This is a genomic window from Ciceribacter sichuanensis, from assembly GCF_024055605.1.
Taxonomy (GTDB): Bacteria; Pseudomonadota; Alphaproteobacteria; order Rhizobiales; family Rhizobiaceae; genus Allorhizobium; species Allorhizobium sichuanense.
In genome coordinates this window covers 178,053-192,393 of the sequence record NZ_JAMXLX010000007.1, presented here as the reverse complement: position 1 = coordinate 192,393, position 14,341 = coordinate 178,053, and the positions used below count along the sequence as shown (strand labels likewise).

General features: G+C 61.0%; 12 protein-coding genes. 8 read left to right on the top strand and 4 right to left on the bottom strand.

The window, feature by feature from the left end:
- Nucleotides 1–124: 124 nt before the first annotated feature.
- The gene (gene rhaI / locus NBH21_RS20105; protein ID WP_250914322.1) at nt 125–1,417 is read right to left on the bottom strand and encodes an L-rhamnose catabolism isomerase; all 1,293 of its coding nucleotides are present in this window, start codon (nt 1,415–1,417) and stop codon (nt 125–127) included.
- Nucleotides 1,418–1,536: 119 nt separating this feature from the next.
- Nucleotides 1,537–3,633, bottom strand: a complete 2,097-nt coding sequence (locus tag NBH21_RS20100) for a bifunctional rhamnulose-1-phosphate aldolase/short-chain dehydrogenase (protein WP_250914323.1) — start codon at nt 3,631–3,633, stop codon at nt 1,537–1,539.
- Nucleotides 3,634–3,837: 204 nt separating this feature from the next.
- Between NBH21_RS20100 and NBH21_RS20095 the strand changes: the two genes are divergently transcribed.
- The 7 genes from NBH21_RS20095 to NBH21_RS20065 all read left to right on the top strand — a co-directional run bounded on the left by NBH21_RS20095 (nt 3,838) and on the right by NBH21_RS20065 (nt 11,024).
- On the top strand, nt 3,838–4,650 hold the full coding sequence (locus tag NBH21_RS20095; RefSeq protein WP_250914324.1) for a DeoR/GlpR family DNA-binding transcription regulator: 813 nt from the start codon (nt 3,838–3,840) through the stop codon (nt 4,648–4,650).
- Between the two features lie 55 nt (nt 4,651–4,705).
- A complete protein-coding gene (gene rhaS, locus NBH21_RS20090; RefSeq protein ID WP_112826960.1) occupies nt 4,706–5,701 on the top strand; it encodes a rhamnose ABC transporter substrate-binding protein in 996 nt (331 codons plus the stop codon).
- A gap of 66 nt (nt 5,702–5,767) precedes the next feature.
- Nucleotides 5,768–7,303 (top strand): sugar ABC transporter ATP-binding protein, encoded by a 1,536-nt coding sequence (locus NBH21_RS20085; RefSeq protein ID WP_250914325.1) that lies wholly within the window; start codon nt 5,768–5,770, stop codon nt 7,301–7,303.
- A 10-nt stretch (nt 7,304–7,313) separates the two neighbouring features.
- Nucleotides 7,314–8,312 (top strand): ABC transporter permease, encoded by a 999-nt coding sequence (locus NBH21_RS20080; RefSeq protein ID WP_250914326.1) that lies wholly within the window; start codon nt 7,314–7,316, stop codon nt 8,310–8,312.
- Complete coding sequence (locus NBH21_RS20075; protein ID WP_250914327.1) at nt 8,309–9,325, top strand: ABC transporter permease; 1,017 nt, start codon at nt 8,309–8,311, stop codon at nt 9,323–9,325. The genes NBH21_RS20080 and NBH21_RS20075 overlap by 4 nt, the downstream gene beginning before the upstream one ends.
- Nucleotides 9,325–9,648 (top strand): L-rhamnose mutarotase, encoded by a 324-nt coding sequence (rhaM, locus tag NBH21_RS20070; RefSeq protein ID WP_163898396.1) that lies wholly within the window; start codon nt 9,325–9,327, stop codon nt 9,646–9,648. The genes NBH21_RS20075 and rhaM overlap by 1 nt, the downstream gene beginning before the upstream one ends.
- A complete protein-coding gene (locus tag NBH21_RS20065; protein ID WP_250914328.1) occupies nt 9,645–11,024 on the top strand; it encodes an FGGY-family carbohydrate kinase in 1,380 nt (459 codons plus the stop codon). The genes rhaM and NBH21_RS20065 overlap by 4 nt, the downstream gene beginning before the upstream one ends.
- 120 nt (nt 11,025–11,144) lie before the next feature.
- On the opposite strand, the gene aptA is transcribed toward NBH21_RS20065, so the two are convergent.
- Nucleotides 11,145–12,479 (bottom strand): omega-aminotransferase AptA, encoded by a 1,335-nt coding sequence (aptA, locus tag NBH21_RS20060; protein ID WP_250914329.1) that lies wholly within the window; start codon nt 12,477–12,479, stop codon nt 11,145–11,147.
- A gap of 144 nt (nt 12,480–12,623) precedes the next feature.
- Between aptA and NBH21_RS20055 the strand changes: the two genes are divergently transcribed.
- Nucleotides 12,624–13,172 (top strand): cupin domain-containing protein, encoded by a 549-nt coding sequence (locus tag NBH21_RS20055; protein ID WP_099061186.1) that lies wholly within the window; start codon nt 12,624–12,626, stop codon nt 13,170–13,172.
- Nucleotides 13,173–13,194: 22 nt separating this feature from the next.
- Here the strand turns inward: NBH21_RS20055 and NBH21_RS20050 are convergent, their stop codons facing one another.
- Nucleotides 13,195–14,190 carry a LacI family DNA-binding transcriptional regulator gene (locus NBH21_RS20050; RefSeq protein ID WP_250914330.1) on the bottom strand — a complete coding sequence of 332 codons (996 nt, stop codon included), beginning with the start codon at nt 14,188–14,190 and terminating at the stop codon, nt 13,195–13,197.
- Nucleotides 14,191–14,341: the final 151 nt, after the last annotated feature.

Below are 14,341 nucleotides of genomic sequence, written 5' to 3'. Positions count from 1 at the left end.
CACTTTCGCAGCCGCCTGCAGGAACCCATGAGAAAGCCCCTAAACGCAAGACGCCGGCAACAGGGCTACCGGCGTCTGTTCTTGCTTGCCTGCGCAGGCAGATCTTCGGGAGATGAGAAAAGCCTCAGACGATGCCGCCCGAACCACCCTTGACCGCCGGCCGTTCCGCGGCGACCTGCGCGCGGTAGCCGCTGGCGCGATAGGTGGCGACCGGATCGATGGCGCCGCCGGCGCGGCGACGAGCTTCGGCCAGGATCGCCTCGACATCCGTGCGATAGGCGCGCTTCAGCGTTTCCGTCGCCATCAGCGCATCGTTATCGCTCTGGAAGCCCTCCAGTGCCGTTCGGTCGACCAGAAGCGCCTGGGCATAGGCGCGGCGGATCTCGTTGGCGCTGGAAATAAGGCTCTCGATCGGATCCGTGACATTGTGGCTCTGGTCGATCATGTGGGCCGGGTGGAAGCCCTTGACGCCACGATGCTCGGCATCAACGAGTTCGTTGAAGACGAGGAAGAGGCGGTAAGGTTCGACCGAGCCGGCGTCGAGGTCGTCATCACCGTATTTCGAATCGTTGAAATGGAAGCCGCCGAGCTTGCCGAACTGGATCAGGCGGGCGACGATCATCTCGATATTGGTGTTCGGGGCGTGATGACCGAGGTCTACGAGGCAGAAGGCTTTCGGGCCGAGCGTCTGGGCGATCAGGAAGTTGGTGCCCCAGTCCTGCACGACCGTCGAATAGAAGGCCGGTTCGTACATCTTGTGCTCGGAGAACAGCCGCCAGTCTTCCGGCAGAGCCTTGTAGATGTCGGCCATGGAGGCGAGGTAGCGCTCGAACTGTCGGGTGAAGTTCGACTGCCCCGGGAAGTTCGAACCATCGCCGATCCAGACGGTGAGCGCCTTCGAGCCGATGGCATTGCCAAGCTCGATGCATTCGATGTTGTGCTCGACGGCCTGCGCGCGGGTTGCCGCATCCACATGGCTGAGTGAGCCATACTTGTAGGAATGAGTCTGATCCGGCGCGTCGGAGAAGGTGTTGGAGTTCATGGCGTCGAAGCTTAAGCCGAGCGCATCGCCCTTTGCCTTCAGGTCCTTCGGGTCCGCTTTGTCCCACGGAATATGCAGCGAAACCGTCGGCGTGGCGCGGGTCAGTTCGTTGATAACCGAGCAGTCTTCGAGCTTGTCGAAGATATTGCACGGCTCGCCGAGGCCGGGAAAACGGGCAAAGCGCGTACCGCCGGTGCCCACACCCCAGGAGGGAACGGCGACGAAGAACTCGGCGACCTGCTTCGTGACGGCGTCGATGTCGATATTGTTGCGGGCGAGCTTTTCGCCAAGGGCTGCATAGTCGGACTTGAGCGCGCCGGCGCGCTTTTCGTTCTCGGCCGAAATCACGTCGGCGGCGATCTTCTGTTCTGTCATATCATCCTCCCTGCAACGTCGCGCAACCATGAGGCGGCGTCAAAGACGTTGCAACTCTCCAAACCGCGAGGGGCCCGCCGCCGGCCTTGGGAGCGCCGGCAGCAGGCAATGGCTGTCGATCAGCGCGTAAAGCTCTGGGCGTTACCGGCATCGACGTTGATGATGTTGCCGGTCGACTTGGCCGAGAGATCGGACGCGAGGAAGTAGATCGCTTCCGCAATGTCTTCCGGGAAGACATTGAGCTTCAGCATCGAACGCTTGCGGTAGTGCTCCTCGAGATCGGTGACCTCGATCTTCGAGGAAGCCGCACGCTGTTCGCGCCACTCGCCGTTCCAGATCTTGGAGCCGCGCAGGACGGCGTCAGGATTGACGGTGTTGACGCGGATACCGGCGTCTGCCCCTTCCAGCGCAAGGCAACGGGCGAGATGGATCTCGGCCGCCTTGGCGGTGCAATAGGCCGAGGCGTTCGGCGAGGAGGCGAGGCCGTTCTTCGAAGCGACGAAGACGATATTGCCGCCGATCGCCTGACGGCGGAACAGGCGGAACGCTTCGCGGGAGACGAGGAAGTAACCGGTCGCCAGAATGTCGATATTCTTGTTCCACATCGCGAGCGTGGTGTCCTCGACCGGTGCCGAGGAGGCAATTCCGGCATTCGAAACGAGGATGTCGACACCGCCGAATTCGACGCAGGCTTCAGCGAAGGTCGAAGCGACGGCCTCTTCCTTCGTCACGTCGAGAGTGACGGAGCGAACGGCATCCGCGCCGTAGCGCTTGGAGAAATCGGCAAGCGTGTCGGACAGTGCGTTGGCGTCGATGTCGGCGAGCACCACGCAGGCGCCCTCGGACATCAGCCGTTCAGCCGTTGCCCGGCCGATGCCGCCGGCGCCGCCGGTGACGAAGGCTACGCGGCCGGCAAGCGACTTCGGCTTCGGCATGCGCTGGAGCTTGGCTTCCTCAAGCAACCAGTATTCGATGTCGAAGGCTTCCTGTTCCGGCAGGCCCTGATACTCGGAGACCGTCGAGGCGCCACGCATCACGTTGATGGCGTTGACATAGAATTCGCCGGCGATGCGGGCGGTCGCCTTGTCCTTGGCGAAGGACAGCATGCCGACGCCCGGAACCAGGAAGATGACCGGGTTCGGATCGCGCATGGCAGGCGAATTGTCGTGTTTGCAGGTCTCGTAATAGCGCGTGTAGTCGGCGCGGTAATCTTCGAGAGCCTTGTCGAGCCCGGCGATGATGGCATCGACATCCGGCTTGGCCGGGTCGAAATCGACGATCAGCGGGCGGATCTTGGTGCGCAGGAAGTGGTCGGGGCAGGATGTGCCGAGGCTGCCCAGCGGCTTCAGGTCCTTCGAATTGACGAATTCGAGAACCGCCGGCTGGTCGTCGAAATGACCGAGCTTGCGCTCAGCTTTGCCGATGCGGCCGCGGATTTCCGGCATCAGCCGTGCACCGATGGCGCGACGTTCTGCTTCCGGCAGGCTCTTGGCGACTGCGCCGCCGAAGATCGTCTTGCCGTCCGTCTCCCTGGCGAACCATTCGATCGCCTTGTTGATAATTTCGAGCGTCAGCAGGTAGCATTCCTTGGCGTCGTTCGCCCAGGTAAACAGGCCGTGGCTTTCGAGCACAACGCCCTTTGCCTTCGGATTGGCTTTGACGAAGGCTTCGAGGTCGAGACCGAGTTGGAAGCCCGGGCGGCGCCAGGGCAGCCAGCCGATTTCCTCACCGAAGATCTTTTGGGTCAGTTCCTTCGAGTTTTTCGAAGCGGCGATCGCGATGATCGCGTCCGGATGCATGTGGTCGACATGCGTGAACGGCACGAAACCGTGCAGCGGCGTGTCGATCGAGGCTGCGCGTGGGTTGAGGTTGAAGGTGCAATGGGGCAGGAAGCCCACCATGCGGTCTTCGTCGTGAACGCCCTTGTAGATGCTCTTCAGCGCTTCGAGCTTTTCCATGTAGAGGGTGGCAAAGCCGTCGAGTTTGATGGTGCCGACGTCGCCGCCGGAGCCCTTCACCCACATGACGCTGACCTGATTGCCCGTGAGCGGATCGGTTTCGAGCACCTTCGCGGAGGTGTTGCCGCCGCCGTAATTGGTGATGCGCTTGTCTGCGCCAAGCAGATTGGAGCGATAGAGCAGCTTGCCCGGTTCATCGAGCTTTGCAGCGTGAGCGTCGTCCCAACGGTTTTCGAGAAGGCGGGTTTGGCCCGTCATTGCTTCCTCCCTTGCGTGTCGATTCATGGACCGCTTCACTGAGCGGCCCATCTCCTTCTGGTCGACGGTATCGCGCATCGATCCGATAGTTGTCAATCAATTTCGATCATAAATGTTCATTGTGCGGTGCAATATTATCTTTTTTGATCGTTTTTGATTGACAACATAAAAGCAATGCGAATAAATTAAGCTCAGGAGGAGCCCATGCACGAACGCGAACGACATCGTATTATCTTAAGCGCGATCCAGGAAAAGCCGGTCATCACCGTGCAGGATATCGCTGAGCTGACGGAGGCTTCCGAGGCCACGATCCGTAGGGATATCGCGTCGCTTCATGTGCAGGGCAAGCTGCGCCGGGTGCGCGGTGGCGCCGAGGCGGTGCATCCTCCGCAGCTTGGAAATCTCGCGGCGCGGCCGTTCAGGGTGTCGGAATCAGTCAACATCGATAAGAAACGCGCAATTGCGCGCGCAGCCGTCGATCTCTGCGAAGAAGGCGATTCGATCATCATCAATGGTGGCACGACCACCTTCCAGATGGTGCACTTCATGTCTGCCCGCCGTCTGCAGGTCATGACCAATTCGTTCGCCATCGCCGAGCATCTGGTGAAAAATTCGAAATGCACGGTTTCGGTTCCCGGCGGCGCGATCTATCGCGACCAGAGTCTGATCCTTTCGCCTTTCGACAACGACGCGATCCGCAATTTCTACGCTCGCCGCATATTCATCGGCGCGCAGGGCATCAACGCGCTCGGCGTTATGGAATCGGATGCGCTGGTGATCCAGAGCGAGCAGAAGCTGGTCCGGCAGGCCGAAGAGCTGATCGTCATGGTCGATTCCAGCAAGTTTTCACGGCGTTCAAGCCTGATCCTGTGTTCGCTCGAGAATGTCTCGACGATCATCACGGATGACAAGATTCCGGAGGAGGCGGCCGCGATGGTCACCAATTCAGGCATAAAGCTCATAACGGTCAAGCCGATGGCCTCGACCGAGAAGGAGGATACCACGTCGGTCGCATGAGAGGCGCGGCTGCGTGGGGAGTTCAAGCAGTCCATCAACCTGGGAGGAATATCAAATGAAACTAGCCAAGACACTGCTCGCAGGCGTCGCCCTTGCCGCCATGGCCATGGGTTCAGCCGCAAGTGCCGCCGATATGAAGATCGCGCTCGTGGTCAAGTCGCTCGGCAACGGCTTCTTCGAGGCGGCCAACAAGGGTGCGCAGGAAGCCGCCAAGGAACTCGGCGGCGTCGAGATCATCTATACCGGCCCGACGTCCACGACTGCCGAAGGCCAGATCGAAGTCATCAACTCGCTGATCGCGCAGGGCGTTGATGCCATCGCGATTTCCGCCAACGACCCGGATGCGGTCGTTCCGGCGCTGAAGAAGGCTGCCCAGCGCGGCATCAAGGTCATCTCGTGGGACTCCGGCGTTGCTCCGGAAGGCCGCATCATGCACCTGAACCCGTCTTCCAACGAGCTGATCGGCAAGATGTGCCTCAAGCTTGCCGCCGACCACCTGCCGGAAGGCAAGGGTGACTTCGCCATTCTGTCGGCCACCACGACCTCGACCAACCAGAACATCTGGATCGAGGAAATGAAGAAGCAGCTGAAGGACTTCCCCGGCCTCAACTTGGTGACCACGGTCTACGGCGATGACCTCGCCGACAAGAGCTACCGCGAAGCCAACGGCCTGCTGTCGTCCTCGCCGAACGTGAAGGTCATCGTTGCTCCGACCACCGTCGGCGTTCTCGCGGCCTCCCAGGCTGTAAAGGATGCGGGCAAGATCGGTGACGTCTACGTGACGGGCCTCGGCCTTCCCTCGGAAATGGCCGGCGCCATCAAGTCCGGCGCGACCAAGGAATTCGCCATCTGGAACCCGATCGACCTCGGTTATTCGGCAACCCAGATCGCCTATCACCTGGTCAAGGGCGACACCGACGGTGCTCCGGGTTCGGAAATCGAAGCCGGCCGCATGGGCAAGATCAAGATCGGCGATACCGGGGAAGCCGCAATGGCGGATCCCTTCGTCTACGACGCATCGAACATCGATCAGTTCTCGAAGATCTTCTGATCCTCGGACACCAAAACACCCGGCGGCATTGGCCGCCGGGCCCTTTTCCATTTTCGGATGCACGGGATGATGACCGTTCAAGCTTCAAAAATCGGCGCGGGCGCTGAACCCGCTGACACGCCCATCCTCGAGATGCGTGGCATTTCCCAGATCTTTCCCGGAGTGAAGGCGCTCGATGGCGTGAACATCGCGCTCTATCCCGGCAAGGTGACGGCGTTGATCGGCGAGAACGGCGCGGGTAAGTCGACACTCGTGAAGATCCTGACCGGTATCTATCGCCCGAACGAGGGCGAAATCCTGATCGATGGTCAGGCGATGACCTTTGCCAGCGCGCAGGCCGCGATCGATGCAGGTGTCACCGCGATCCATCAGGAGACCGTGCTTTTCGACGAGCTGACGGTCGGCGAGAACATTTTCCTCGGCCATGCGCCCCGCACGCGTTTCGGCCTGATCGACTGGAAAACCATCAACCAGCGTGCGCGCGAGCTTATGGCGGAGCTTGAAAGCAATATCGATCCGACGATCCGTCTGAAGGATCTTTCGATCGCGCAGCGCCATCTTGTGGCGATCGCCCGCGCTCTTTCGGTCGAAGCGCGCATCGTCATCATGGACGAGCCGACCGCCGCTCTTTCACGCAAGGAAATCGATGATCTCTTCCGCATCGTCGAAGGCCTGAAACGTCAGGGCAAGGCGATCCTGTTCATCAGCCACAAGTTCGACGAGGTCTACGAGATTGCCGAGAACTATGCCGTTTTCCGCGACGGCAAGATGGTCGGCGCCGGCGTTCTGAAGGACACGCCGCAGGATGAAATCGTCCGCCTGATGGTCGGTCGCGACGTGCATGACGTTTTCCCCAAGGTGGAGGTCGCCATCGGCGGCACGGTGCTTGCCGTCGAGCGCTACTGCCATGAAACGGAATTCCGCGACATTTCCTTCGAGCTGAAGAAGGGCGAAATCCTCGGCGTCTACGGCCTGATCGGCGCTGGCCGCTCGGAGCTTTGTCAGTCGTTGTTCGGCATCACCGTGCCGGCGTCCGGGGCGTTGAAACTCGAGGGACGAGACGTGGTGATCCGCTCCCCTGCGGACGCCATTGCCGCCGGCATCGTCTATGTGCCGGAAGAGCGTGGCCGCCATGGTCTGGCGCTCGAAATGCCGATCTACCAGAACATGTCGCTGCCGTCGCTGGCCCGCACGTCGGCAAGAGGCTTCCTGAAGGCGATCAACGAGTTCTCGCTCGCCCGCAAATATGCCGAACGGCTGGATCTTCGCGCCGCAGCCCTTTCCGTGCCGGTCGGAACGCTTTCGGGCGGCAACCAGCAGAAGGTGGTCATCGGCAAGTGGCTCGCCACCCAGCCGAAGGTCATCATCCTCGACGAGCCGACCAAGGGCATTGACATCGGCTCCAAGGCCGCCGTCCACGGCTTCATCTCCGAACTCGCGAACGAAGGCCTCTCGATCATCATGATCTCCTCCGAACTGCCCGAGATCCTCGGCATGTCGGACCGCGTCATGGTGATGCGCGAAGGTCTTCAGGCCGGCATCTACCCGCGTCAGGGCCTCACCGCCGAGACGCTGGTGCGCGCCGCGACCGGCAATGCGTAAGGACATTTCAATGCAACGTCTCCTGAAAAACCGCGAATTGTTGCTCGGGCTGATCATCATCGTGATGATCGCCGGCTTCTCGACCCGGGCATCCAATTTCGCCACGCCCGGAAACCTCGCCAACATCTTCAACGACACGTCGATCCTGATCATTCTGGCGCTTGGCCAGATGACGGTCATCCTGACCAAGTCGATCGACCTCTCGGTTGCCGCCAATCTCGCGTTTACCGGCATGGCGGTCGCGATGCTCGACGCGGCCTATCCGGGCCTGCCGCTGGCGCTGCTGATCGTTCTCGCCGTCGTGATCGGTGCAGCCCTTGGCGCAATCAACGGCTTTCTCGTCTGGCTCCTGCAGATCCCGCCGATCGTGGTGACGCTCGGCACGCTGACGATCTATCGCGGCATGGCCTTCGTGCTTTCCGGTGGCAGCTGGGTCAATGCGCACCAGATGACCCCGGATTTCCTCAATCTGCCGCGTCTCGTGGTGCTCGGGATGCCGATCCTGTCCTGGGTGGCAATCGCTATTGTTTTCCTGATCTGGTTCGTCCTGACCCGCACGCCCTTCGGTCGCTCGACCTATGCCGCCGGCGGCAACCCGACGGCTGCCGTCTATGCCGGCATCGATATCGGCCGGGCGCGCTTTCTCGCTTTCGTGGTGTCGGGTGCGCTTGCGGGGCTTGCCGGCTATCTCTGGGTTTCCCGCTATGCGGTTGCCTATGTCGATATCGCAGCCGGTTTCGAACTCGATAGCGTCGCGGCCAATGTGATCGGCGGCGTATCGATTGCCGGTGGTATCGGGACCGTTGTCGGAACCGTTCTCGGCGCGCTTTTCCTCGGCGTCATCAAGAATGCGCTGCCGGTAATCGGTATCTCGCCGTTTGCCCAGATGGCCATTTCCGGCATCGTCATCGTGCTGGCCGTCGTCTTCAATGCCCGCGCCGAGCGCAAGAAGGGCCGCATCATCCTGCGCGACCGCGCAGCCAAGGATACCCATGAGGTGACCGCATGACCGTTGCAGCTTCGGAAAACGTCGTGACACGCCGCCAGATTCCGGATCGGCTGGGCACACCCTTCAAGCGGTTGATGGGAAGCTGGGAGGTGCTGCTGTTCGGCGTCGCCGTGGTGATCTTCATCGCCAATTCGCTGGCTTCGCCCTACTTCCTCGATGCCTGGAACCTGTCGGACGCGACCTTCAACTTCACTGAGAAGGCGATGATCGCCTTCGCCATGGCGCTGCTGATCATCGCCGGTGAGATCGATCTTTCGGTCGCCGCCATCATCGCGCTTGCATCGACAGCCATGGGCGCCGCCGTTCAGATGGGTGTCGGCACGCCCGGCCTCGTCGCCATCGGCATCGGCGTCGGTCTTGCCTGTGGCGCGTTCAACGGGCTGATGGTTGCTGGGCTGAAACTGCCGTCCATCGTCGTCACCATCGGCACGATGAGCCTCTTCCGCGGCATTTCCTATATCGTGCTCGGCGATCAGGCTTATGGCAAGTATCCTGCAGATTTCGGCTATTTCGGCCAGGGCTATGTCTTATGGGTCTTCTCCTTCGAATTTGTGCTCTTCCTCGTTCTCGCCGGTGTCTTCGCCGTTCTTCTGCACGCGACAAATTTCGGGCGGCAGGTCTATGTGATCGGCAACAATCCGCTTGCGGCACGTTTCTCCGGCATTCCGGTCGAGCGGGTGAAGTTCATCCTGTTTGTGCTCACCGGCCTGATGAGCGGTATCGCGGCCGTCTGCCTCACCTCTCGCCTCGGCTCAACCCGTCCTTCGATCGCTCAAGGCTGGGAGCTTGAGGTCGTGACCATGGTGGTTCTCGGCGGGGTCTCGATCCTCGGCGGTGCAGGCACCATCGCGGGCGTCGTCATCGCCGCCTTCGTCATGGGCCTCGTCACCTTCGGCCTCGGCCTTCTCAACGTTCCGGGCATCGTCATGTCGATCTTCATCGGCCTGCTTCTGATCGTCACCATCGCACTGCCCATCATCGGCCGCCGCATTCGCAACGCGAGGAAGAGCTGATGTCCGAGCTGGAAAAGCACGCCTTCAAGATGAAGCTCAATCCCGGCATGGAGGCCGAATACAGGAAACGTCATGACGAGATCTGGCCGGATCTCGTCGACCTCCTGCATGAGGCCGGCGTCAGCGATTATTCGATCCATCTGGACCGCGAGACCAACACGTTGTTCGGTGTCCTGACGCGCCCGAAGACCCATGGCATGGCGAGCCTTCCTGAACATCCGGTGATGAAGCGTTGGTGGGCTCACATGGCCGATATCATGGCAAGCAATCCGGACAATTCGCCGGTTGCTACCGATCTCGTCACGGTGTTCCACTTGCCATGACGGATACGAAATACGAGCGGGTCGCCGTCATCGATATCGGCAAGACCAATGCCAAGGTGGTCTTGCTGGATGGGAAAAGCGGCGCCGAAATCGCTGTGCGCAAGACGCCCAACACCGTCATCGCCGCGCCGCCCTATCCGCATTATGACATAGAGGCACTCTGGTCCTTCATCCAGGCAACGCTTGCGGAGTTCGCCCGGGCTCCGGGTTTCGATGTGATTTCCATCACCACCCACGGTGCGAGCGCGGTGCTGCTGGGCAAGGACGGAGAACTGGCGCTGCCGGTGCTGGATTACGAGTTCGAATACCCGCAGGCGATCCGCGATGCCTATGCAAAGCTCCGGCCGGAATTCTCCGAGACATGCTCGCCCGCCCTTTCCTCGGGCCTTAATCTCGGTGCCCAACTGCATTTCCAGAAGAGCGCCTTTCCGGAGGCGTTCGAACGCGTCTGGGCCATTCTCACCTACCCGCAATACTGGGCGTGGCGGCTGAGCGGGGTGGTGGCCAACGAGGCGACGTCGCTCGGCTGTCACACGGATCTCTGGAACCCCGCGAAGGGCGAGTTCTCATCACTGGTGGACCGTCTCGGCATCCGAGACCGCTTGGCTCCGATCCGTTCGGCCTTCGATGCTCTGGGACCTGTACGGCCCGAGCTTTGCGCGGCACTGGGGCTGGAACGTCCGGTACCTGTCTATTGTGGCATCCACGATTCCAACGCGTCGCTGCTGCCGCATCTTGTTTCCTGCGAGACGCCCTTCTCCGTGGTCTCGACGGGAACCTGGGTGGTGTGTTTCGCGACGCCGGGTAATCTCGATGCGTTGACGCCGGAACGGGATAGCCTCGCCAACGTCAATGCCTTCGGCAAGGCCACGCCTTCGGCACGCTTCATGGGTGGCCGTGAGTTCGAGGTTCTGACGCAGGGCCTCACCGTGTCGGACGGCGATCTGGATGAGGTTGTCGATACGGTCATCGGCAAGTCGCTGATGATCCTACCGAATGTCGTCGAGGGTTCCGGGCCCTTTCAGGGGCGCAGAATGCAATGGATCGGCTCGCCGGCTTCTGACGCTGAAAAGGTCGTTGCGGCCTCGCTCTACATGGCGCTGATGACGGAAGTCTGCCTCGATCTAATCGGCGCTGAAGGACAGATCGTCGTCGAGGGGCCGATGAGCCGGAACGCGGTCTATCTGAAGGCGCTGGCGTCTGCGACGGGCAGGGAGGTCGCCATACAGGCCGGCGATTCACTGAGCGGTACGGCGCTCGGGGCGGCCATGCTGACCGGAATGAGGCCGGAGGTCTCTGGAGCGATACGGCACAAGCCGTCACTTGACCTTGGTGGCTATCGGGAGCAGTGGCGCCGGGCGGTGGAGATCGGCTGAGTTTCGTTTGAGGAACTCAGAGGCCTAATGATCTCTGCCCATCGGCTCGAAGACCCGCTGGAAACAATATGTGGTTTTAAACAGCCAGCCCGAAGAACCGGGCTGGCTGTTTCCTTGTTATCAGGCCGCGCGCTTCAGGGCGTCGGCAATCGTCGAAACGATCGTGTCGATCTGTTCTTTCTCGACGATGAGCGGCGGGGAAAGCGCGATGATGTCGCCGGTAACGCGGATCAGGGTGCCCTTCTTGAAGCAATCGACGAAGACATCATAGGCGCGGGTGCCCGGAGCGCCGTCGCGCGGCGCGAGTTCGATTGCGCCGACGAGACCAATGTTGCGGATGTCGATGATGTGCGGCTGGCCCTTCAGCGAGTGCAGGGCTTCCTGCCAGTATTCCTCGAGACTGGCGGCGCGCGTCAGCAGGCCTTCTTCCTCGTAGATTTCCATGGTGGCGAGACCGGCTGCGCAAGCGACCGGATGGCCGGAATAGGTGTAGCCATGGAACAGTTCGATGGCATTTTCCGGACCGACCATCAAGCCGTCATAGACCTTGCGGCTGGCGAAGACGGCGCCCATCGGGATCGTACCGTTGGTGATGCCCTTCGCCGTGGTGACGAGATCCGGCGTTACGCCGAAGTAATCAGCAGCGAACGGCGTGCCGAGGCGACCGAAGCCGGTGATGACTTCGTCGAAGATTACCAGGATGCCGTATTTGTCGGCAATGGCGCGGATGCGCTCCAGATAGCCCTTCGGCGGCAGGATGACGCCGGCCGAGCCGGACATCGGCTCGACGATGACGGCAGCGATCGTTTCGGCGCCGTGAAGCGCGACCAGCCGTTCCAGATCTTCCGCCAGTTCGATGCCGTGCTGCGGCAGGCCCTTGGAGAAGGCGTTGCGCTCGAGGTCCAGCGTATGGCGCATGTGGTCGGCAGGGATCTGCGGGAACATGCGACGGTTGTTGACGAGGCCGCCGACGGAAATACCGCCGAAGCCTACGCCATGATAGCCCTTTTCACGGCCGATGATGCGGGTGCGGGTGCCCTGGCCGATTGCACGCTGGTAAGCGATGGCGATCTTGAGGGCGGTATCGACGGATTCGGAGCCGGAGCCGGTGAAGAACACGCGGTCGAGCTGGGCGGCAGCGCCGCCCGGTGCATGGGCTGCGAGCTTGGCGGCGAAATCGAAAGCGGCCGGATGGCCCATCTGGAAGGTCGGGGCGAAATCCAGCGTGCGGATCTGGCGCTCCACGGCCTCTACGATCTTCTTGCGGCCATGGCCGGCGTTGCAACACCACAGGCCGGCGGTGCCGTCGAGCACCTTGTTGCCGTCGATGTCGGTGTAATACATGCCCTCCGCTTCAGCCAGCAACCGCGGCGTGGCCTTGAACTGCCGGTTTGCGGTGAAAGGCATCCAGAAATTGTCGAGGACGGGGGCGTTGGCTTTGCTGCGGTGGTCCATGCGGGTCTCCTTTAAGATGCGTTGAGTTCAGCGATTTTTGACCACCGAACAAGTCCTTTTCTCGGCTTTTTTAAGTTGTTGATATTTAACATTTCGGTATCGTGTGTTTCGATATTTCGAACACCTTGAACACCAGAGTGCCCCATGACGGTCGATATCGGCAACAGGCTTCGCCATTTGCGCATGGCGCATAATCTCTCGCAGCGCGAACTTGCCAAGCGGGCAGGGGTGACCAACTCGACGATTTCACTGATCGAGTCGAATGCGTCTAACCCTTCCGTCGGCGCATTAAAGCGTATTCTGGACGGTATTCCGATCGGTCTTGCGGAGTTTTTCGCTTTCGAGCCGGAAAAGCCGCGCAAGGCATTTTATGCGGCAGAGGAACTGGTGGAGATCGGCAAGGGCGCGATTTCCTATCGCCAGATCGGCGAGAGCCTTTTCGGTCGAAGCCTTCAGATCCTGAAGGAGTGCTATCAGCCGGGCGCCGATACCGGCAAGGTGCCGCTGGTGCATGAGGGGGAAGAGGGCGGCATCGTGCTCTCCGGTCGGCTGGAAGTGACCGTGGACGACGAGCGGCGCATTCTCGGCGCGGGTGACGCCTATTACTTCGAAAGCCGCCGGCCGCATCGGTTCCGCTGTGTCGGACCGGTTCCCTGTGAGGTCATCAGCGCCTGCACGCCGCCGACCTTCTGAGTAGAGGACTCCGCGCCTTGGCCTAGCTCGATTGGCGCACCACGAGGCTGCAAGGCAGCTTGCGCGTACCGCCGCTCATGGACTGCCCCTTGGAAAGGGTAAGCACGGCGAGCCCTGCCTGACGTCCCAGTTCCTTCATCCCCATGTCGATCGTCGTCAATGACGGTCGGGTTTGTTCGGCGACGATCTCCCAGTTGTCGAAGCCGACGACGGAAACATCTTCGGGAATTGCGATGTTGCGATCGCGTAGCGCATCGATCGCGCCGCGCGCGATCTGGTCGTTGCCGCAGAAGAGGGCGTCCGGCGGTGCCTGGTCGCGCGACCATAGAAGGTCCACGGCCTGATGGCCCCAGCTTTCCTCCCATTCCCCGAACAGGACCGGTTCGTCTCCGCCGCAGAGATCGCGATAGGCCTCTGCGCGCACCCTGACGGCGCGGTAATCGTCGGGTCCAGTGATATGGGCGATCCGCTTGCGGCCCTTGTCGATCAGATGCTGAACGGCAATTCGCGCGCCCTGATAGTCGTCGGGGATGATGACCACGCTGCCGGGCGGTCCCTCCGCAAAGACATAGACCACCGGGATCGGCAGGCTCGACAGATCCATGTGGGGGCGTCGGTCGAGGCGCGTCGCTGAAAAGACGATACCATCGACCTGCTTGTCGAGCAGGGCCTCGATGTGCAGGTGCGTCAGGGCCGGGTCGTCATTCGTGGCGCACAGGAAGACGGAAACGCCGTGGTCTACAAGGGCTTCCGAAACACCGGCCATCATCGGCAACGAGAAACGGCCATAGGTGTCGTTGGTGAGAAGGCCGACGGTGAAGCTACGCTTGCTGAGCAGGCCGCGCGCCAGCGCATTCGGCCGGAAACCCAGTTCGGCCGCCGCACGCTTGATGCGATCCCGGGTTTCCGGCTGCATCCTGCCGTTGTTGTTTAGCGCCTTCGAGACGGTGGCGATGCTGACGCCGGCGGCTTTCGCCACGTCATGGATGGTCGTTCGCCGCGGCTGCTCGTTTTTCATGCACTTACGCTCCGAAATTTTGAGAAAACCTTTTATCAAATGATTTCAATAAAGAGAAAAGCTTTTCTCAATTTTCCCAGTTTTCTCTGCCCACACACTGTCGACAATGGATTTTTTCTCGCCTACCGTAATTTTCAGGTCGCCCGTATTG

Bases quoted from the DNA above. Each gene is read 5' to 3' on its own strand.
- rhaI (WP_250914322.1), bottom strand. From the start codon at position 1,417: ATGACAGAACAGAAGATCGCCGCCGACGTGATTTCGGCCGAGAACGAA.
- NBH21_RS20100 (WP_250914323.1), bottom strand. From the start codon at position 3,633: ATGACGGGCCAAACCCGCCTTCTCGAAAACCGTTGGGACGACGCTCAC.
- NBH21_RS20095 (WP_250914324.1), top strand. From the start codon at position 3,838: ATGCACGAACGCGAACGACATCGTATTATCTTAAGCGCGATCCAGGAA.
- rhaS (WP_112826960.1), top strand. From the start codon at position 4,706: ATGAAACTAGCCAAGACACTGCTCGCAGGCGTCGCCCTTGCCGCCATG.
- NBH21_RS20085 (WP_250914325.1), top strand. From the start codon at position 5,768: ATGATGACCGTTCAAGCTTCAAAAATCGGCGCGGGCGCTGAACCCGCT.
- NBH21_RS20080 (WP_250914326.1), top strand. From the start codon at position 7,314: ATGCAACGTCTCCTGAAAAACCGCGAATTGTTGCTCGGGCTGATCATC.
- NBH21_RS20075 (WP_250914327.1), top strand. From the start codon at position 8,309: ATGACCGTTGCAGCTTCGGAAAACGTCGTGACACGCCGCCAGATTCCG.
- rhaM (WP_163898396.1), top strand. From the start codon at position 9,325: ATGTCCGAGCTGGAAAAGCACGCCTTCAAGATGAAGCTCAATCCCGGC.
- NBH21_RS20065 (WP_250914328.1), top strand. From the start codon at position 9,645: ATGACGGATACGAAATACGAGCGGGTCGCCGTCATCGATATCGGCAAG.
- aptA (WP_250914329.1), bottom strand. From the start codon at position 12,479: ATGGACCACCGCAGCAAAGCCAACGCCCCCGTCCTCGACAATTTCTGG.
- NBH21_RS20055 (WP_099061186.1), top strand. From the start codon at position 12,624: ATGACGGTCGATATCGGCAACAGGCTTCGCCATTTGCGCATGGCGCAT.
- NBH21_RS20050 (WP_250914330.1), bottom strand. From the start codon at position 14,190: ATGAAAAACGAGCAGCCGCGGCGAACGACCATCCATGACGTGGCGAAA.